Below are 19248 nucleotides of genomic sequence, written 5' to 3'. Positions count from 1 at the left end.
CGGGCGTCGGCCGTCACCACATGGACGGCACCAGGCGATGGCGAACCTTCTGGGTGTACTCGCGGTACCCGGCCAGCTCCGTTCGCAGCAGCTTCTCCTCGTCGCGGATGCGCCAGGCGAGCACCAAGACGCCCGGAACGACGAAGACGAGCCCCCAGTAAGAACCGAGCGCAAGCGGGATGCCGACCATCATGATCACGTTGCCGGTGTACATGGGGTGCCGCACCAGCCCGTACAGACCGGTCGAGACGACCGTCTGGCCCTCCTTGACCCGGACGGTTGCGGCCGCATAGCTGTTCTGGATGACCACCATCCCCACCACGCCCAGTCCGACGGCGACCACGACGTCCCCGACCAAGCAGATTGCCGTCGGCACCGGCGACCAGCCGAAGCGATGGTCGAGGGTGCTGACCACGACCATCGCCGCCAGCGACAAATACAGGCCGGCGATGACGACCTTCTGCGCCATTCGACTCTCCGCTGCCGGGCCCCCGCGCATCCGCGCCTGAAGCGCGACGGGGTTGGTGCGCAGCAAGTAGATCGCGGGGGTCCACGCCGAAACGGCGACGACCACCAAAAAGACCCACGCTTGCCAGTAATGGAATGTCCCCGCCGGGACGAACAACAGCAAGCCGAACGCGACAAATTCGACAAGACCGAACACCAACAACTTAGGAATGGTTTTCACCGATCCTCCTTCGTCCGTCCGGTGCCCACGCCCACAGCGCACATCGTGGCGGCTAAAAGCCGCCACTCCCTGCGTGCCTAGTGCTGGATCGATCGCCAAGCGCTCACCGCGGCGGCGCACGACTGAAACTACCGTCTGAAACTACCGTCGCCTACCGGGAAAATGGGGCGAATGGGTCATTTGCCGCGCGCCGGGCAGCAATTGTTCGGATCGGTGATCGCCATGCCGACTCTCGGCGCCGGTGTCACCACGAGGGCTTTGGCGTCGACGCGCGTGTTCCGAGGGCGTTGGCTGCCGGCGCGGGTCCTTACCAATACTTTTGGTAGCCGGAGGGTCTGAGGGCCTCGATAGCCGCAAGCACTCGGTTACCGACCGACCGTTGGTACTCACGCAGGTATTTCGCCCGGCGCGGGTCGGACTCTTCCAGGTGGTGGGTGAGGGGATGTTCCGTTCCCCAAACCGCATCCTGCGCCGCTTCGCCCACGGCTACTTCAAAATCCTCGTCCCTGTTCATCGTTCCCCCGATTGCGCGCCGCCACGGGCCACCGTCAATTTCAGACACGAAACGCGGTTGAGCAGCCATCCTCTCATCGAGCTCCCGTATTTGTTGTTTTCGCTATTCGGTTTACGGCTATGAAATAAATGGGCGCACGCCTACACATGAATCCATTTACGGCACCGTTCGAGTGCCGGGTGAGTGTTGCCGGTACGCCCGCGGGGGCTGGAGGGCAGCCTGATTCGCCGACGATTGGACGGACGTGCGCGCGGTGAAGGCTCCACCCTCCTTGTGGCAACTCGGGCTTGCATGTGTTCCCTCACGGCATGCTTTCTTACTTCACAGTAAGGATAGAAGTTACTCTGTAGTAGGTAGAAAAGTCACGCGGTCGGCACAACTTTTTTCCGGCGAACGCGACCGCCTCACCGCCGTTACACGGCAAACGTGTGGGCCCGTCGGCCGCCGGACTCCGGTCGATTGCGAACACCGAAAGTCTTTGGCGTTGTTTTTCAACAGTTTTCGCGCGCTTCGGCCGGCTCTTCCGAGAGGTGGATCGGCGGCTCGGCCACTTGCTGGGCAAAGCTCGCATCTCATTGGGTCGACCGGCCCGACAGGGGCTGGCGTCTCCCTCGTCGCCTCGACGAGGAGCGGAGCTTGCCTCTAGATCGATGTGCGAGGCCTCAGGGTCTTTATCGCCGCAAGCACCTGGCGACCGACCGATTCCTGGTACTCCCGCAGGTATTGCGCCCGGCGCGGGTCATCGTCTGCCATGTCGTAGGTGAGCGGGTGCTGCGTCTGCCAAACCGCATCCTGCGCCGCCTCGCCGACGGCCACGTGAAATTCGCTCTCGTTCATCGTTCCCCCAAATCAGGCGCCGTGACAGGCTCATGCCCGGCTCCCCGCCTCGCGCTTGCCCCGGGCCAGTACCCGGAATTCTCCGATACGAAACGAAACGTGCAATTACCCCCTTATTACCATTTCATTCCGCAGCGCCCTCTTATTGAACATGCGCCCATTAAAATGTTTGCCCTACACCGCCGAATATCACGGCACCGGCCGGCTGTGGCATGCCCTCGGGCGCGGGCGATGTGGTGGTGAGGCCGACAGCGAATGCCCGCATGGCCGGCACATTGTCGAAAGCCATGTCGAGCGCGGGCGCCACGCAAACGCGGGCTGTCAAGGGCCGGCCGCGACGACCGTCGCCGCCCCTTCCGCCGGCACTCGGCTGTCGGGCGGATTCGGCGCACGCCACTTTGCCGCCAGCGGTGTCCGAGCGCGCCCGCCGCCGAGGACTTTTGCCAAAATACAGATATACAGATGTGCAACAGGATAGGTTTTCACCCCGGTGGTACTGGTGACCGTGGTGCGGGGGTGGGCCGCTCCGCCACGGTCTGTGGAGGTCAGCAATGTCGTATGTGATCGTGGCGCCGAGCACGCTGGCGGCGGCGGCGACGGATGTTGCGGCGATCGGATCGTCGCTCAACGCCGCGCATGCCTCGGCCGCCGCATCGACCACCGCGGTGGCGGCCGCCGCTGGTGACGAGGTGTCGGCGGCGGTCGCGTCGGTGTTCTCCGGTGTCGGCAGGCAGTTTCAGGCGCTCAGCGTTCAGGCGGCGGCGCTGCATGCCCAGATCGTGCAGGCCTTGACCGGGTCGAGCGGCGCCTATGCGGCCGCGGAGGCGACCAACGTGTCGCCGTTGGCCGGGGCGCAAAGCGCGTTCACGTCCGCCGCGTCGACGTATCAATCACCGTTTCAGATTCTGGAGAATGCGGTGGCTGTGGCCTCCGGGTCCTCACCGCCGCCCATGACGAATGCGCTGGCGACGGTGATGTACCAGTTGAATCAGACCAGCGACAAGTTGATCGGGCAGCCGCTGTTCTATAACGGCGCCAACGGGACGTCGCAGTCCAACCCCAACGGCCAAAACGGCGGCTTGCTGATCGGCAACGGCGGCAACGGATGGAACTCGACGGTTACCGGCGTCAACGGCGGCAACGGCGGGCAGGCCGGGCTCATCGGCATCGGCGGCGCCGGTGGGACGGGCGGCCCCGGCTCACTCACTGTGGCCCCTGGGACTGGTGGCAACGGTGGGTCTTCTGTGTGGTTGGGCGATGGCGGGGCCGGCGGAGCCGGCTGGAACTCCACCATCTCCGGAGTGAACGGCGGGAACGGCGGGAACGGCGGGTCCTCTGGACTTTTCGGGGGTACCGGTGGTGTTGGTGGGGCCGGCGGGAGCGCAACTGACGCTACCGGCGGCACCGGCGGGGCCGGCGGCTACACGGGCCTGGTCGGGAGCACGGATCTGGGCTTCAGCGTTCCGACCGGAGCGACCGGCGGGGCCGGTGGTGACAGCGTCACCGGCACGGGCGGCGCCGGTGGAGCCGGCGGGGCCGGCTTTGAGCTCGGCGGTATCGGCGGGGCCGGCGGCAGCGGCGCCACCGGCGGTGCCGGCGGCGAAGGCGGCCTTGCGTTCAACCTGGGGTGGGGAACCGCCACCGGCGGCGCCGGCGGAGTGGGCGGCGCCGGCACGGTCGGCGCCGGCGGTATGGGCGGCCATGGCGGCACCGCGATGATGGGGCCCTACAACGTCGCCGTCGACAACTTCGGCGGCCTGCTGAAGTACCTCCCTACCGACTGGGGAACCGCCTACGGCGGCGCCGGCGGTACGGGCGGCGTCGGGGCGACCACCGGTGGCACCGGCGGGACGGGCGGGACCGCGTTCAACCTGTTGGCGAGCGGAACCGCCTACGGAGGCACCGGTGGAGTCGGCGGCACCGGCGTCACCGGCGGTAACGGCGGCACCGGCGGCAACGTCTACGCGGCCAATCCGGCCACTGCCTTCGTCGGGAGTGGTGGCGCGGCGGGCGGGACCGGCGGAACCGCCGGCGGCCCCGGCAGCGTCGTATCGCTCTAGGTCCACAGCCCGCGTGAATCACGGGTCGCGGCGCGGCGGCCGCACCTGCGTTTACCGGAAAACGCAGATATACATGTGTGCAACGAGATAGATTCCTTAACGCTCGTAATCGTGACCGTGGTGCGGGGGCGTCTTACCCCACAGCGGTCCCCGGAGGTCAGCAATGTCGTATGTGTTCGTCCAGCCAGACGCGCTGACTGCGGCGGCGGCGAATGTGGCGACGATCAATGCGTCGCTGGACGCGGCGAACGCAGCGGCGGGCCTCCCGTTCGTCTGGGTGCCGGGATCCGCCGGTGATCAGATTTCCAAGGCGCTCGCGACGTTGTTCTCCGAGGTCGGCCAGGAGTTCCAGACGCTCCTCAACCAGTTCACGACGGTCAGTGCTCAGGTCACGCAGGCCTTGAATCAGGCGGGGCAGGCGTTCAGGGGCGCTGAGGTACTTGCCACCCAGGCGTTCACTCCGTCGACGTGGTGGGCTGCGGTGGCCGAGGCCTCGGGTTCTTCGCCGCCGCCGAGGACGGATCCGTTGGCGACGGTGATGTATGAGCTGAACCAGACCGGCGACAAATTGTTCGGGCAGCCGTTGTTCTACGACGGGGCGAATGGGACGTCGCAGTCCAATCCCAATGGCCAAAACGGCGGCTTGTTGATGGGTAACGGCGGGGCCGGCTGGAACTCCACGGTCGCCGGGGTGAACGGTGGTAACGGCGGGATGGCCGGGATCCTCGGCAACGGCGGCGCCGGCGGGACCGGTGGGCCCGGTGCGGTCGGTGTGGCTCCTGGGACCGGTGGTAACGGTGGGGCCGCCGTGTGGCAGGGCAATGGCGGGGCTGGCGGGGCCGGTTGGAACTCCACGATCTCTGGGGTGAACGGCGGTAACGGCGGGGTAGGCGGGCAGGGTGGGTTCTTCTCGGGTGTTGGTGGGGCCGGTGGGGCCGGGGGGAGCGCAACCGACGCGACCGGTGGCACCGGCGGGGCGGGCGGCAGCGTGGGCTTCCTCGGGGGCGCCGACTTGGGCTTCGGCGTTCCGGCCGGCGCTGTCGGCGGCGCCGGTGGTGACAGCGTCAGCGGCACGGGCGGCGCCGGCGGGGCCGGCGGGGCCGGCTTCGCGCTCGGCGGTACCGGCGGGGCCGGCGGCAGCGGCGCCACCGGTGGTGACGGCGGTGTGGGCGGTGTGGCGTACAACCTGGGGTGGGGAACCGCCACCGGCGGGGCCGGCGGGGTCGGCGGTGCCGGCACGGCCGGCGTCGGGGGCAACGGCGGCCACGGCGGCGCCGCGATCATGGGTCCCTACAGCTTCATCGACACCTTCAATGGCCTGGCGATATGGCCCAGCAACTGGGGTACCGCCACTGGCGGTGTCGGCGGCGCGGGCGGCGGCGGTGTCACCATCGGCGGTACCGGCGGGACGGGCGGCACCGGGTACAACTTCTTGAGCACCGGCGTCGCTTTCGGCGGCTCCGGCGGCCCCGGCGGCACCGGTGCCACCGGCGGCAACGGCGGGACCGGCGGCAACGTCTTCGCGGTCACTCCGGGCAACGCCACCGTCGGGAGCGGCGGGGCGGCCGGCGGGTCCGGCGGAACCGCCGGCGGCCCCGGCAGCGTCATCTCGTTCTGACGAGTCGCCCGACAGGGGCCGCGGTCGAGGACGACGGTCCACCCGGGCGACTCGAGCCTGCCGATTCATGCCGGCGGCGGGCTCCGGTTATTGCACCAGCGGCCGGGATGGCCAGTGCGGTCTCGGTCCGGATGGCGGTGCAGCCTTTTGGGCGGGTAACGACTGGCGGCCACCCGCTGCACCACAACGTCGTACCGATCGACTGAGCTTGCCCTCCGTCGCCGCACCGGCACTCGGCGACCGCATAACTTGAACCAGCAAACTCGGTGAGCCCGACGTGAAACATACCGCCTATCGGTATTCCCGGCCTATCCGGACCAATGTGACTGAACTCCTGTCAAATAGCCCTATATTGATTAAGTTAACAAACAATAATTGGGCCGCGGTGGGGGCGCTTACTGCCTCTGCGCAGACTCTTCGGAGGTCGGCAGTGTCGCATGTGTTCGTCGCGCCGGGTGCGCTGACGGCGGCGGCGGCGAATGTGGCGACGATCAATGCGTCGCTGGACGCGGCGAACGCAGCGGCGGGCCTCCCGTTCGTCTGGGTGCCGGGATCCGCCGGTGATCAGATTTCCAAGGCGCTCGCGACGTTGTTCTCCGAGGTCGGCCAGGAGTTCCAGACGCTCCTCAAAGAGGCTGCGACGGTCAGTGCCCAGATCGCGCAGGCGTTACACCAGGCAGAGGCCGCGCTGTTGGGCGCTGATGTGCTTGCCCTGCAGATGTTGACTCCGTCGACGTGGCCGGCTGCGGTGGCCGAGGCCTCGGGTTCTTCGCCGCCGCCGAGGACGGATCCGTTGGCGACGGTGATGTATGAGCTGAACCAGACCGGCGACAAATTGTTCGGGCAGCCGTTGTTCTACGACGGGGCGAATGGGACGTCGCAGTCCAATCCCAATGGCCAAAACGGCGGCTTGTTGATGGGTAACGGCGGGGCCGGCTGGAACTCCACGGTCGCCGGGGTGAACGGTGGTAACGGCGGGATGGCCGGGATCCTCGGCAACGGCGGCGCCGGCGGGACCGGTGGGCCCGGTGCGGTCGGTGTGGCTCCTGGGACCGGTGGTAACGGTGGGGCCGCCGTGTGGCAGGGCAATGGCGGGGCCGGCGGGGCCGGTTGGAACTCCACGATCTCTGGGGTGAACGGCGGTAACGGCGGGGTAGGCGGGCAGGGTGGGTTCTTCTCGGGTGTTGGTGGGGCCGGTGGGGCCGGGGGGAGCGCAACCGACGCGACCGGTGGCAGCGGCGGGGCGGGCGGCAGCGTGGGCTTCCTCGGGGGCGCCGACTTGGGCTTCGGCGTTCCGGCCGGCGCTGTCGGCGGTGCAGGCGGTAGCAGTGTTACCGGAGTAGGTGGCAATGGCGGGGCCGGCGGGGCCGGCTTCCAGCTGGGCGGTGGCGGCGGTGCCGGGGGTGCCGGCGCCACCGGGGGTAACGGCGGGGCTGGAGGGGTGGCGTTCAACCTGGGATGGGGGACGGCGACCGGGGGTGCCGGAGGCGCGGGCGGCGTCGGCACGTTGGGTGCGGGAGGCCAGGGCGGTCATGGCGGTGCGGCGATCATGGGGCCCTACAACTTTGTCGACACGTTCGACGGTCTGCTGAAATACCCCGCCGACTGGGGTACGACCACCGGCGGGACCGGCGGTGCGGGTGGGGCCGGGGCCACCACCGGTGGAGCCGGCGGGGTCGGTGGGACCGCAATGAACTTTTTGAGCACCGGCGTTGCCCTGGGCGGTCAGGGCGGCAACGGGGGTAGCGGTGGTGGCGGGTTCGCCGGCACGGCCAGTAGCCCCGATGGTGGGGTCGGCGGCAGCGGGGGTGCCGGTGGTGCCGGCGGCAACGCGTTGGGTATCGCGGCCACCAACGGCTCGGGCGGTCACGGCGGCCAGGGCGGTGCGGGCGGCGCCGGGTATGACCCGTCACACGACGTCAACGCGACGGCCGGTACCTCCGGCGGTAATGGCGGAGCCGGCGGTAGCGGGGGCGCCGGCGGGGCGGTGGGTACCGGTGGCACGGGCGGTACCGGCGGCGACGGTGGCACCGGTGGTGCGGGCGGAACCGGAGGCGCGGGCGTAGCCGCGGTGAACGGCGGCGCCGGCGGTGGTGGCGGTAACGGCGGCGCCGGTGGCAGCGGCGGGGCGGCCGGAGCGGGCGGCAGCGGCGGGACGGCCGGGGTGGCCGGCGACGGCGGGGCCGGTGGCATCGGGGGTAACGGCGCCAACGGCGCCGACAACCTCACGACGGCCGCGGCGGGGCAGCACGGGGCCCAGGGCGGCGCCGGCGGCGACGGCGGTCAGGGCGGCGCCGGCGGGGCTGCCGGAGCCACCAACGGCGGCACCGCAGGCGTCCAGGGTGCCGGTGGTCAGGGCGGCAACGGCGGGACCGGCGGCGGTGGCGGCCAGGGCGGGGCAGGCACGGACAACAGCGGCAATCCCGGAATCGCCGGCGGGGCTGGTGGACAGGGCGGTACAGGCGGCACCGGTGGGGCGGCCGGGGCCGGCGGGGCCGGCTCCACCACGGGCGCGGCCGGGAATGCGGGTAACGGAGGTACCGGCGGCGCCGGTGGCGCCGGCGGCCAGGGCGGCCAGGGCAGCGCGGGGGCCGCCGGTGCTCAGGGCGGTCAGGGTGCGGCCGGGGGCAGCGGTGGAACCGGTGGTACCGGCGGGGCGGCGGGGGCCGCCAACGGCGGCACGCCCGGTATTCAGGGTGCCGGCGGCACCGGCGGCCAAGGCGGCGCCGGCGGCACCGGCGGTGCCGGAGGGGCCGGCAACGGCTCGGCAGGCGGCAAAGGCGGGACAGGTGGTACCGGCGGGACCGCCGGAAGCGGCGGGGCAGGCTCCACCACAGGCGCCGTCGGCACCGGCGGCCAAGGCGGCACCGGCGGTAACGGCGGCGCCGGCAGCGCCGGCAGCACCGGCAGCAACGGCACGTCGCCCGGCGCCGGCGGGACTGGCTTGGCCGGCGGCGCCGGCGGCACCGGCGGCCAAGGCGGATCGGCCGCGGTCGGCGGCACCAACGGCAACGGCGGCACCGGTGGCGCCGGCGGCCAAGGCGGCAGCGCCGGCAACGGCGGCAACAACACCGGTACCGGCGCAGGCGGCAACGGCGGCAACGGTGGCACCGGTGGCGCCGCCGGCGCCGGTGGTGCTGCGGGCGCCGGCGCGGGCCACGGCGGCAGTGTTGGCAGCGTCGGGACCGGTGGCCAGGGCGGCACCGGGGGCAACGGCGGCAACGGGGGCATTGGGACTGCTGGTACCGGAAACGCGGGCAGCGGCGGCCAGGGTGGCCAGGGCGGGGCCGGTGGTGGCGGTGGACAGGGCGGATCGGCCGCGGCCGGCGGCACCAACGGCAACGGCGGCACGGGCGGCACCGGCGGTACCGGCGGCCACGGCGGCGCCGGTAGCGCGAACACCGGGACGGGCACCGGCGGTGCGGGCGGTCGGGGTGGCACCGGCGGCACGCCGGGCACGGGCGGTGCGCCCGGGTCCGGCGCCGGCAAGGCGGGCAACGGTGGCACCGGCGGCAACGGCGGCAACGCCGGCGCGGGCGGGACGGGCGGCGCCGGCGGCACCGGCGGGGGCTTCGGCGGTACCGCCGGCACTGGCGGGCCCGGCGGTCCCGGCGGCACGGCCGCCAATGGCGGTGCCGGCGGCGCCGGCAACAGCAACGGCGGCCAAGGCGGTCAAGGCGGCGTGGGGGGCGGCGGCGGGCCGGGAGGCGCCGGCGCCTTCTTCTTCGGTACCGGAGGCAACGGGGGCACCGGTGGCAGTGGCAGCGCCGGCGGGACGGGCGGTGCCGGCAGCGGCAGCGGCGCGGGGGGCGACGGCGGTGCCTCCGGCGGCGGCGGTAGCGGCGGGACGGGCGGCGCCGCCGGCGGCTTCTTTGGTGCCGGCGGTGTAGGCGGCACCGGTGGCAACGCCGGTACCGGCGGAAACGGCGGCACCGGAGGCGCGACCGGGAGCGGCGGGTCCGGGGGCAACGGCGCCGTCGGCGGCAGCGGTGGTGGCGGCACCGGTGGGGGTGGAACCGGCGGAAACGGTGGCGGCGGTGGCACCGGCGGCGCCGGCGCCGCCGGTGCGCACCCCGGGAACAGCGGCACCAGCGGCGGCACCGGCAACCCTGCCAGTGGTACCACCGGCGGCTCCGGTGGTGCCGCCGGCAGCGGCGGCCCGGGCGGCATCGGCTGATCGCGGCAGGTCGACGGCGCGGCGATGGCCCGGGCATCTGCGCGCCGATCGGAAGGGCGCAGCGGCGGCGTTTGCGCACATCGGTGTGAGCACCTCCGCGATCGTCGAGGTTGCGCGACTCGTAGGCTGAACTCCGATGAAGGCACCGATCGGGATATCACCGCTGGCCTGGCTGGATGAGGTGGAGCAACAGCGCCGAGAAGCCGGACTGCGTCGTGCGCTGCGGCCCCGGCCCGCGGTTGCCACCGAGCTGGACCTGGCGTCCAACGACTACCTCGGCCTTTCACAGCATCCCGATGTCATCGAGGGCGGCGTCGCCGCCCTGCGCATGTGGGGCGCCGGGGCCACCGGTTCGCGCCTGGTCACCGGGGACACCGAACTGCATCAGCGGTTCGAGTCCGTGCTCGCCGCATACGTCGGCGCGCCCTCCGCGCTCCTGTTCTCCTCCGGCTACACGGCCAACCTGGGCGCCGTGGTCGGCCTGTCCGGGCCGGGATCGCTGCTGGTATCCGACGCCTACTCGCACGCGTCGCTGGTGGACGCCTGCCGGTTGTCGCGGGCCCGGGTCGTGGTCGCGCCGCACCGCGATGTCGGCGCCGTCGACGCGGCCCTCGCTACGCGCGACGAGGAACGCGCCGTGGTGATCACCGACTCGGTGTTCAGCGCCGACGGCGCGCTGGCCCCCCTGCGCGAGCTGCACGAGGTGTGCCGCCGGCACCGCGCGCTGCTGATCGTCGACGAGGCGCATGGTCTCGGCGTGCGCGGCGGCGGGCGCGGGCTGCTGCACGAAGTCGGGCTCGCCGGGGAACCCGACGTGGTGATGACCACGACGTTGTCCAAGGCGCTGGGCAGCCAGGGCGGTGCGGTGCTGGGGCCGGCTGCCGTGCGCGCCCACCTGATCGACGCGGCGCGGCCGTTCATCTTCGACACCGGTCTGGCCCCGGCGGCCGTCGGCGCCGCCCTGGCCGCCCTCGAGGTGCTGCGCGCCGAGCCCTGGCGGCCCGAGGCGGTGCTGCGGCACGCCCGCGAACTGGCCCGGATCTGCGGAGTGCCCGAGGTTCCGCACTCGGCGGTGGTGTCGGTGATCCTGGGCGAGCCCGAAGTGGCGCTGGCCGCCGCGGCAGCCTGCCTGAACGCCGGGGTGAAGGTGGGCTGCTTCCGGCCCCCGACGGTTCCCGTCGGCACGTCGCGGCTGCGGCTCACCGCACGCGCGTCGCTGGACGCGGCCGAGCTCGACATCGCGCGCCGGGTGTTGGCGGACGTCGTCGCGGTGTCGCGCCGTTGACCGTCCTGTTCGTCACCGGCACCGGCACCGGGGTCGGTAAGACGGTCGCCACCGCGGCGCTGGCCTGCCATGCCCGCCAGGCGGGCATCGACGTGGCGGTGTGCAAGCCCGTCCAGACCGGCACCGACTCGGGCGACGACGACCTCGCAGAAGTGGCGCGGCTGTCCGGGGTGACGGAGCTCGCCTGGTGTGCGCGGTATCCGCAGCCGTTGGCGCCGGCCGCCGCCGCCGAGCAGGCCGGGGCCGCGTTGCCCACCCGCGACCAGTTGCTGACCGCAATCGCCGGCCTGGACCGTCCCGGACGGCTGACGCTGGTCGAGGGCGCCGGGGGACTGCTGGTGCAACTGGCCGACGCGGGTGTCACGCTGCGGGATCTGGCCGTCGACCTGGGCGCCGCGGCGCTGGTCGCGGTCGGCGCGGAGCTGGGCACCCTCAACCACACCGCTCTGACGTTGGAAGCCCTTGCCGCCAAAGGAGTTTCGTGCGCCGGGCTGGTGATCGGCAGCTGGCCGGCCAGGCCCGGACCCGCCGAGGTTTCCAACAGGTCCGCGTTGGCCCGGCTGGCCGCCGTGCGGGCCGAGCTGCCCGCCGGGGCGGGCCGGCTCGGGACAGCGGAATTCGCGGACATGAGTGCGGCGGCGTTCGACCGCCACTGGGTGGGCGCGCTGGCCGGCTGATGGTCCATTCGATCGAGCTGGTCTTCGACCTCGACACCGAGGCGGCGATCCGCCGCGTCTGGGGCGACCTGGCCGGCGCCGGGATCCCCAGCCAGGCACCCGCCAGCCGCCCGCACGTCACGCTGGCCGTCGCCGAGCGCATCGACGCCGACGTGGACGAGCTGCTGCGGCCGGTGAGCGCGCGGTTGCCGCTGCCGGCCGTCGTCGGCGCGCCGGTGCTCTTCGGCCGGGCCGACGCCGTGTTCGCCCGGCTGATCGTGCCGACCGTTGAGCTGTTCGACCTGCACGCCGAGGTGCACCGGCTCTGCGCCGCGCACCTGCGGCCCGAGCCGATGGGCAACAGCCGGCCAGGGCAGTGGACCGCGCACGTCACGCTGGCCCGCCGGGTCGGTGGCGCGCAGCTGGGCCGGGCGCTGCGGATCGCGGGCCGGCCGGCGCGCATCGACGCCACCTTTGCGGGCCTGCGCCGCTGGGACGGCGACAAGCGCGCCGAACACCCGATCGGCTGACCGCGGTTTGGTCGGTGCGGGCCGCTAACCTAACGTGAACGCGAACTCGTTCACGGCGTAAAGGAGTACCGGGTGACTCAGGCGGCGGCTCGGCCAGGAACCGACGGCCACGACACCGACGATCCGGCCGACATTCTGGCGGTGGCCCGCCGGCAGGTCCTGGAACGCGGTGAGGGCCTGAGCCGGGACCAGGTGCTCGCCGTGCTGCAGCTGCCCGACGAGCGGCTCGACGAGCTGCTGGCGCTGGCGCACGAGGTGCGGATGCGCTGGTGCGGCCCCGACGTCGAGGTGGAGGGCATCATCAGCCTGAAAACCGGCGGCTGCCCCGAGGACTGCCACTTCTGCGCCCAGTCGGGCCTGTTCGCGTCGCCCGTGCGCAGCGCCCGGCTCGACATCCCCAGCCTGGTCGAGGCGGCCAAGCAGACCGCCAAGTCGGGTGCCACCGAGTTCTGCATCGTGGCCGCGGTCCGCGGACCCGACGAACGCCTGATGGCCCAGGTCGCCGCGGGCATCGAGGCGATCCGCGACGAGGTCGAGATCAACATCGCCTGCTCGCTGGGGATGCTGACCGCCGAGCAGGTCGAGCAGCTCGCGACGATGGGCGTGCACCGCTACAACCACAACCTCGAGACGGCGCGCTCCTACTTCGCCAACGTCGTCACCACCCACACCTGGGAAGAGCGCTGGCAGACGTTGTCGATGGTGCGCGACGCCGGAATGGAGGTGTGCTGCGGCGGCATCCTCGGCATGGGAGAGACCCTCGAGCAGCGCGCCGAATTCGCCGCAGACCTGGCCGAGCTGGGTCCCGACGAGGTGCCGCTGAACTTCCTCAACCCCCGGCCCGGCACCCCGTTCGGGGACCTGCAGGTGCTGCCGGCCGCCGAAGCGCTGAAGTCGGTGGCCGCGTTCCGGCTGGCCCTGCCGCGCACCATCCTGCGCTTCGCCGGCGGCCGAGAGATCACCCTGGGCGACCTGGGCGCCAAGCAGGGCATCCTGGGCGGCATCAACGCCGTGATCGTCGGGAACTACCTGACCACCCTCGGCCGGCCCGCCGAGGCCGACCTGGAATTGCTCGGCGATCTGCAGATGCCGATCAAGGCGCTCAACGCCAGCCTGTAGGAACTGGCGATTGTGGTCGAGGATCTGGGCGCGCCGGTCAGCGGCGGCGTCTACAACATCTACACCGGGGAGTTAGGGGGCACCGAGGTGCCGACCGCGGCCCAGCTGGGCCTCGAGCCGCCACGGTTCTGCGCCGAGTGCGGCCGCCGCATGGTGGTGCAGGTCCGTCCCGACGGCTGGCGGGCACAGTGCTCGCGGCACGGACAGGTGGACTCCTCCGACCTCGAGGCGCAGCGGTGAACGGGCGGGCGCGCGCGTTGGCCGCCGCCGCGCTGGGGCTGACGGTCGCCGGCGCGTTGCTCGGTGCGCTGTGGGCGTGGATCGCCGCGCCCATCCACGTGGTGGTGGCCAAGACCCGGGCCGGCGAACGCGTCCACGACTATCTGGGCACTGAGTCCCAGCACTTCTTCGACGACCCGTGCCTGCTGCTGGGCCTGCTGACCGCGCTGGCGGTGGTGGGGGCCGTGCTGGGGTGGCAGTGGCGCCGCCACCGCGGGCCGGGGATGGTCGTCGGGCTGTTTTTCGGGATGGTGGCCGCCGCCGCGGCGGCCTCGGCCGTCGGCGCCGCGCTGGTACGGATGCGCTACGGCGCGCTGGACTTCGACGCCGTGCCGCTGTCGGGAGACCCGGCGCTGGCCTACGTCCTCGAGGCGCCGCCGGTCTTCTTCTCCCACGGGCCGTTGCAGGTCGCGGCCACGCTGCTGTGGCCCGCCGCCATCGCGGCGCTGGTCTACGCCCTGATGGCCGCGGCGGACGCCCGCGATGACCTGGGGGCCCCGCCCGTGGCCGACCGGCCCGAGGACGCGCTGCCGGTGGGTGCCGGCGGCTCCGCGGAAGCGGCGATGTCATAGCGGGCGGCGGTGGATCTTCCTGCCGAAGACGACCTTGGCCGCGATCTTGGCCAGCCTGGCCATGCCGACGTAGGTCATCGGGTTGAACATCGTCGGCCACGTCGTCCGGATGAGGTGCTCGGTCAGCGGCCGGCGGTTGAACCGGTCGGTGAGCCAGCGCAGCGTCATCGGGGCCGACAGCGGGTGCAGGAGCATGTGCTCGTTGAACGCGTCCCGGTGGTAGGTGACCCGGGCGCCGCCGGTCGAATAGGCGTCGGCGAGCACGTCGATGTCGTTGACGTTGATCAGGTAGTCATGCACGGCCTGCACGAGCAGCACCGGCGGCGTCGGCACCGCGGCGCCCAGCTTGATCTGGTCGAAGACGTAGCTGACCTCGGGGGTCGACAGGATGGCCTCGAGCGGTTCGTCGAGGTAGTCGCCCATGTTCTTGCCCGCCATCCGGACGACGGCTTCGACGGTCGTCATGTTCTCCAGCGACTCCAGCAGGGCGCGGCCCTCTTCGCTGGCGTGCTTCTTGATGATGCGGTCCAGGTCGGGATAGGTGTGGGCGAGTGCCGCCACGACCATTGCGGGCAGGCCGGACAGGAAGCTGCCGTTGAGCCTGCGGAAGGTGTTGCCCAGATCGCCGACGGGTGATCCCAGCACCGCCCCGACGATGTCCAGGTCGGGTGCGTAGTCGGCGGACATCTCGGCGGCCCACGCGCTGGCCAGTCCGCCGCCGGAGTAGCCCCACAGCCCGATCGGCGCCGACGGGGATAGCCCGAGCCGGTCCGAGCTCAGGGCGGCCCGGATGCCGTCCAGGACGCGATAGCCGGGCTCGTACGGGGCGCCCCACAGCCCCTTGAGGCCCTCGTGGTCGGGCACCGAAACCGCCCACCCCTCGGCGACGGCGGCGGCGATCAGGAACAGCTCGAGCTGGCCGATGGACCCGAGCGCCCGGGCCCGGCGCCGCAGCGCATAGGACGGGAAGCAGCGCGACGACACGGCGTCGATCGCGCACTGATACGACAGCAGCGGGCAGGTCTGCCCGGGAGCGAGCTCGGCAGGCACGATCACCGTGGTCGCCGCCGCCTCCGGCTCGCCGTTGAGGTCCATCGTCCGGTAGAGCAGCTGGACGGCGTTGACGGCCTGCGGGATCAGGCCCAGCAACGCCAGTTCGACGTCGCGCGAGCGCAGCACCGTGCCCGGCTGGGCATGCTGATAGCCCAGCGGCGGCTGGTAGAAGGGATCGTCGGACGGCAGCAGCGGGCGCACGCTGCGCTGCAGTTCCTCGTGTGGTGGCCGGCCGATCCACTCCGCGCCGCGCGCTCCCGCCAGATTGCCGAGTTCAACCATCACGGATCCCTTCTTGGCCAACCGGCATTGTCGCGTATGAACGGGTGGTAACCAAAACGTAATCGCCGCAGTTTGGACCAGTTCGTGTCGGTCGGTCCGCTCGCCTGCGGCGACGCCCGGCAGATCGGCCGCCGCCGCACCGGTTGCCACCTCAGATAGCCCCGCGGGGTGGGTCCCAAACCTTCACGGCTGCCCGGGGGGCCGGAACGCGGCAAATTCTTCGGTGACCCGCAGCTGGGAGTCGACGAAGTGGTACAGCGCCGCCGGCCGCCCCCCGCTGCGTCCCGACTGTGCGATGGTACCGGTCTGTGTGATGACCCCGCGCCGGACGAGGACCCGCTGCAGGTTCGTTGCGTCGACCGGGTGGCCCAGCGTGGCGCCGTAGATGTCGCGCAGGGCGGACAGCGCGAACTCCTTGGGCGCGAGGGCAAACCCGATGTTGGTGTAGGACATCTTGGCCACCAGCCGGGCGCGTGCGTGGGTCACCATCGGCCCGTGGTCGAAGGCCATCAGCGGCAGCGCGCTCACCGGATGCCAGCGGGTGTCCGGTGGCAGCTCGGGGGTGGCGGGGGAGGGCACCAGGCCCAGGAACGTCGACGCGATCACCCGGGTGTTGCCGGGCACCCGGTGGGGGTCGGAGAAGACGGCCAGTTGCTCGAGATGCGCCAGCTCGCGCAGGTCGACCTTCTCGGCCAGTTGGCGCCGCACGGAGGTGGTCATGTCCTCGTCGTTGCGCAGCCGCCCGCCCGGCAGTGACCAGGCGCCCTGCTGCGGGTCCTTGGCCCGCTGCCATAACAGCACGTTAAGCTGCGGTTTTTCTTTCCGAGCCCCCGTCTTAACCTGCTCGGCCACACTGCGAACCTGGAACACGACGGCGAGCACTTCGTGCGAGGTGTTACCATTGGACATGTTTTCGATTCTAAGTCGAAAACCTCCCAGTTGAAAGGAGCCGCCGTGACGGTGCTGAACCGCGTGGACGCGCTCGCTGAAGACGCCACAAACAAGATCACCGATTCACCCTCCGGCTACACCGGGGTGGACGCCGACGAGCAGTGGGCCGCCGAGATCCGCCGCCTGGCCGAGCAACGCAACGCCACCGTGCTGGCGCACAACTACCAACTGCCCGCCATCCAGGATGTCGCCGACCACGTGGGGGACTCGCTGGCGCTGTCGCGGATCGCTGCCGAGGCGCCCGAGGAAACCATCGTGTTCTGCGGCGTGCACTTCATGGCCGAGACCGCCAAGATCCTCAGCCCGGACAAGACCGTCCTCATCCCCGACCAGCGGGCCGGGTGCTCGCTGGCCGATTCGATCACCCCCGAGGACCTGCGCGCCTGGAAGGACGAACACCCCGGCGCCGTCGTCGTCTCCTACGTCAACACCAGCGCGGCGGTCAAGGCGCTCACCGACATCTGCTGCACGTCGTCCAACGCCGTCGACGTCGTCGCATCCATCGACCCCGACCGCGAGGTGCTGTTCTGCCCGGACCAGTTCCTGGGCGCGCACGTCCGTCGCGTCACCGGGCGCACCAACCTGCACGTGTGGTCCGGCGAATGCCACGTGCACGCCGGCATCAACGGCGACGAACTCGCCGACCGGGCGCGCGCGAACCCCGACGCCGAACTGTATGTGCATCCCGAATGTGGTTGTGCCACTTCGGCGTTGTACCTCGCTGGCGAGGGCGCGTTCCCGGCGGACCGGGTGAAGATTTTGTCCACCGGCGGCATGCTGGACGCCGCCAACGCCACGCAGGCCCGCAAGGTGCTGGTCGCCACCGAGGTTGGCATGCTCTACCAATTGCGCCGGGCGGCACCGGAAGTGGACTTCCAGGCGGTCAACGACCGCGCGTCGTGCCGCTACATGAAGATGATCACCCCCGCGGCCCTGCTGCGCTGCCTGGTCGACGGCGCCGACGAGGTCGATGTCGACCCGGAGATCGCCGCGGCGGGGCGGCGCAGCGTGCAGCGCATGATCGCGATCGGGCAGCCGGGCGGCGGGGAATGATCACCGCTGCGGCGTGGACGGACAGCGCCGACGTCGTCGTGATCGGTACGGGCGTCGGCGGGTTGGCCGCCGCCCTGGCCGCTCAGCGCGCCGGCCGCCGCGTCGTGGTGCTGTCCAAGGCCGATCAGACCCACGGCGCGACCGCCACGCACTACGCGCAGGGCGGCATCGCGGTGGTGCTGCCCGACAACGACGATTCGGTCGACGCCCACGTCGCCGACACCCTGGCCGCCGGCGCGGGCTTGTGCGATCCCGACGCGGTCACCTCGATCGTCGCCGACGGCTACCGCGCGGTGACCGAATTGGTCGGTGACGGAGCACGATTCGACGAAGCGGCCCCCGGCCGGTGGGCGCTGACGCGCGAGGGCGGGCATTCCCGGCGCCGGATCGTGCACGCCGGTGGCGACGCCACGGGCGCCGAGGTGCAGCGCGCACTCGACCATGCGGCGGCCGTCCTGGACATCCGCACCGGCCACGTGGCCCTGCGGGTGCTGCGCGACGAGGGGGCGGTCACCGGGGTGCTGGTGGGCAACCCGGACGGTCACGGGATCATCAGCGCGCCGTCGGTGATCCTGGCCTCCGGCGGGCTCGGGCAGCTCTACGGCGCCACCACCAACCCGAGCGGGTCGACCGGCGACGGGATCGCGCTGGCGCTGTGGGCCGGGGTCGCGGTCAGCGACGTCGAGTTCATCCAGTTCCACCCGACGATGCTGTTCCGGGGCGGAGCGGGCGGGCGCCGCCCGCTGGTCACCGAGGCGATCCGCGGTGAGGGCGCGATACTGCTCGACCAGCAGGGCAATTCGATCATGGCCGGCGTTCACCCGATGGCGGATCTGGCGCCGCGCGACATCGTCGCGGCCGCGATCGACGCCCGGATGAGGGCCACCGGCGACCCCTACGTCCTGCTCGACGCCCGCGGCATCGAGGGCTTCGAGACCCGGTTCCCGACCGTCACCGCCGCGTGCCGGGCCGTCGGCATCGACCCCGCCCGCCAGCCCATGCCGGTGGTGCCGGGCGCGCACTACAGCTGCGGCGGCATCGTCACCGACGTGTTCGGCCGCACCGAGCTGCCGGGGCTGTTCGCTACCGGAGAGGTGGCGCGCACCGGGATGCACGGCGCGAACCGCCTGGCGTCCAACAGCCTGTTGGAAGGGCTGGTGGTCGGCGGCCGCGCCGGCAAGGCCGCGGCCGCGCACGCGTCGGCGGCCGGACGGGTGCACGCCGAGGTGCCCGAGCCGCTGACCTACACCGCGCCGCGCCGCGAGGACCTGCAGCGCGCGCTGAGCCGTGACGCGGCGGTCGTGCGGGATGCGGCCGGGCTGCAGCGGCTGTCCGAGACCTTGGCGGGGGCGCCGGTGCGTCGCGTCGCGGGACGGCACGATTTCGAGGACGTCGCCCTGACGATGACGGCCCGCGCGGTGACCGCCGCGGCCCTGGCCCGCACCGAGAGCCGGGGTTGCCACCATCGCGCCGAATACCCCGACGCGGCGCCGGGGCGGGCCGCTCCCAGCGTTCTGCGGTTGGCCGGGGACCGCGCGTCGGTGCTGGTCGAAACGGTGGCGGCGGTCGGGTGA

Annotated in this window: 16 protein-coding genes; 11 read left to right on the top strand and 5 right to left on the bottom strand. The window is 71.9% G+C overall.

What is annotated here, in order from left to right; all coding sequences use genetic code 11:
• Positions 1-13 precede the first annotated feature (13 nt).
• From AB8998_RS17195 to AB8998_RS17185, 3 genes are all read right to left on the bottom strand, one after another.
• Entirely contained in the window at positions 14-688 is a 675-nt protein-coding gene (locus AB8998_RS17195) for a methyltransferase family protein (RefSeq protein WP_369738969.1), read from the bottom strand.
• Between the two features lie 307 nt (positions 689-995).
• Positions 996-1202, bottom strand: coding sequence for a hypothetical protein (locus tag AB8998_RS17190; protein WP_369738968.1), 207 nt, complete (start codon positions 1200-1202; stop codon positions 996-998).
• Between the two features lie 642 nt (positions 1203-1844).
• On the bottom strand, positions 1845-2039 hold the full coding sequence (locus AB8998_RS17185) for a hypothetical protein (RefSeq protein ID WP_369738967.1): 195 nt from the start codon (positions 2037-2039) through the stop codon (positions 1845-1847).
• 551 nt (positions 2040-2590) lie between these two features.
• Here AB8998_RS17185 and AB8998_RS17180 point away from each other — a divergent pair.
• From AB8998_RS17180 to AB8998_RS17140, 9 genes are all read left to right on the top strand, one after another.
• On the top strand, positions 2591-4099 hold the full coding sequence (locus tag AB8998_RS17180) for a PE family protein (RefSeq protein ID WP_369738966.1): 1509 nt from the start codon (positions 2591-2593) through the stop codon (positions 4097-4099).
• 163 nt (positions 4100-4262) lie between these two features.
• A complete protein-coding gene (locus tag AB8998_RS17175; protein WP_369738965.1) occupies positions 4263-5717 on the top strand; it encodes a PE family protein in 1455 nt (484 codons plus the stop codon).
• Between the two features lie 430 nt (positions 5718-6147).
• A complete protein-coding gene (locus AB8998_RS17170; protein ID WP_369738964.1) occupies positions 6148-9894 on the top strand; it encodes a PE domain-containing protein in 3747 nt (1248 codons plus the stop codon).
• A 136-nt stretch (positions 9895-10030) separates the two neighbouring features.
• Entirely contained in the window at positions 10031-11179 is a 1149-nt protein-coding gene (locus tag AB8998_RS17165) for an 8-amino-7-oxononanoate synthase (RefSeq protein WP_369738963.1), read from the top strand.
• Positions 11176-11856 (top strand): dethiobiotin synthase, encoded by a 681-nt coding sequence (gene bioD / locus AB8998_RS17160; protein ID WP_369738962.1) that lies wholly within the window; start codon positions 11176-11178, stop codon positions 11854-11856. Before AB8998_RS17165 ends, bioD begins: the two co-directional genes overlap by 4 nt.
• Positions 11856-12365: a 2'-5' RNA ligase family protein gene (locus tag AB8998_RS17155; RefSeq protein WP_369738960.1), complete on the top strand. Its 510-nt coding sequence runs from the start codon at positions 11856-11858 to the stop codon at positions 12363-12365. The genes bioD and AB8998_RS17155 overlap by 1 nt, the downstream gene beginning before the upstream one ends.
• A 72-nt stretch (positions 12366-12437) precedes the next feature.
• Entirely contained in the window at positions 12438-13484 is a 1047-nt protein-coding gene (gene bioB / locus AB8998_RS17150; protein ID WP_369738959.1) for a biotin synthase BioB, read from the top strand.
• Positions 13485-13496: 12 nt separating this feature from the next.
• The gene (gene bsaP / locus AB8998_RS17145) at positions 13497-13724 is read left to right on the top strand and encodes a biotin synthase auxiliary protein BsaP (RefSeq protein WP_369738957.1); all 228 of its coding nucleotides are present in this window, start codon (positions 13497-13499) and stop codon (positions 13722-13724) included.
• The gene (locus AB8998_RS17140; RefSeq protein ID WP_369738956.1) at positions 13721-14335 is read left to right on the top strand and encodes a DUF2567 domain-containing protein; all 615 of its coding nucleotides are present in this window, start codon (positions 13721-13723) and stop codon (positions 14333-14335) included. Before bsaP ends, AB8998_RS17140 begins: the two co-directional genes overlap by 4 nt.
• Here AB8998_RS17140 and AB8998_RS17135 read toward each other — a convergent pair.
• Positions 14330-15670 carry a lipase family protein gene (locus tag AB8998_RS17135; protein ID WP_369741626.1) on the bottom strand — a complete coding sequence of 447 codons (1341 nt, stop codon included), beginning with the start codon at positions 15668-15670 and terminating at the stop codon, positions 14330-14332. The genes AB8998_RS17140 and AB8998_RS17135 overlap by 6 nt on opposite strands.
• Before the next feature lie 183 nt (positions 15671-15853).
• Positions 15854-16579: an NUDIX hydrolase gene (locus AB8998_RS17130; protein WP_369738955.1), complete on the bottom strand. Its 726-nt coding sequence runs from the start codon at positions 16577-16579 to the stop codon at positions 15854-15856.
• A 45-nt stretch (positions 16580-16624) separates the two neighbouring features.
• Here AB8998_RS17130 and nadA point away from each other — a divergent pair, with 45 nt between their 5' ends.
• Both nadA and AB8998_RS17120 read left to right on the top strand, forming a co-directional pair.
• Positions 16625-17674, top strand: coding sequence for a quinolinate synthase NadA (gene nadA / locus AB8998_RS17125; RefSeq protein WP_369738954.1), 1050 nt, complete (start codon positions 16625-16627; stop codon positions 17672-17674).
• Positions 17671-19248 carry an L-aspartate oxidase gene (locus tag AB8998_RS17120; RefSeq protein WP_369738953.1) on the top strand — a complete coding sequence of 526 codons (1578 nt, stop codon included), beginning with the start codon at positions 17671-17673 and terminating at the stop codon, positions 19246-19248. Before nadA ends, AB8998_RS17120 begins: the two co-directional genes overlap by 4 nt.

The organism is Mycobacterium sp. HUMS_12744610, from assembly GCF_041206865.1.
Classification (GTDB): Bacteria; Actinomycetota; Actinomycetes; order Mycobacteriales; family Mycobacteriaceae; genus Mycobacterium; species Mycobacterium servetii.
The sequence above is the reverse complement of the archived record's forward strand: the minus strand, read 5'-3'. Positions and strand labels throughout refer to the sequence as shown.

Bases quoted from the DNA above. Each gene is read 5' to 3' on its own strand.
- AB8998_RS17135 (WP_369741626.1), bottom strand. From the start codon at position 15,670: ATGGTTGAACTCGGCAATCTGGCGGGAGCGCGCGGCGCGGAGTGGATC.
- AB8998_RS17190 (WP_369738968.1), bottom strand. From the start codon at position 1,202: ATGAACAGGGACGAGGATTTTGAAGTAGCCGTGGGCGAAGCGGCGCAG.
- AB8998_RS17130 (WP_369738955.1), bottom strand. From the start codon at position 16,579: ATGTCCAATGGTAACACCTCGCACGAAGTGCTCGCCGTCGTGTTCCAG.
- AB8998_RS17180 (WP_369738966.1), top strand. From the start codon at position 2,591: ATGTCGTATGTGATCGTGGCGCCGAGCACGCTGGCGGCGGCGGCGACG.
- AB8998_RS17175 (WP_369738965.1), top strand. From the start codon at position 4,263: ATGTCGTATGTGTTCGTCCAGCCAGACGCGCTGACTGCGGCGGCGGCG.
- AB8998_RS17185 (WP_369738967.1), bottom strand. From the start codon at position 2,039: ATGAACGAGAGCGAATTTCACGTGGCCGTCGGCGAGGCGGCGCAGGAT.
- AB8998_RS17165 (WP_369738963.1), top strand. From the start codon at position 10,031: ATGAAGGCACCGATCGGGATATCACCGCTGGCCTGGCTGGATGAGGTG.
- AB8998_RS17155 (WP_369738960.1), top strand. From the start codon at position 11,856: ATGGTCCATTCGATCGAGCTGGTCTTCGACCTCGACACCGAGGCGGCG.
- AB8998_RS17120 (WP_369738953.1), top strand. From the start codon at position 17,671: ATGATCACCGCTGCGGCGTGGACGGACAGCGCCGACGTCGTCGTGATC.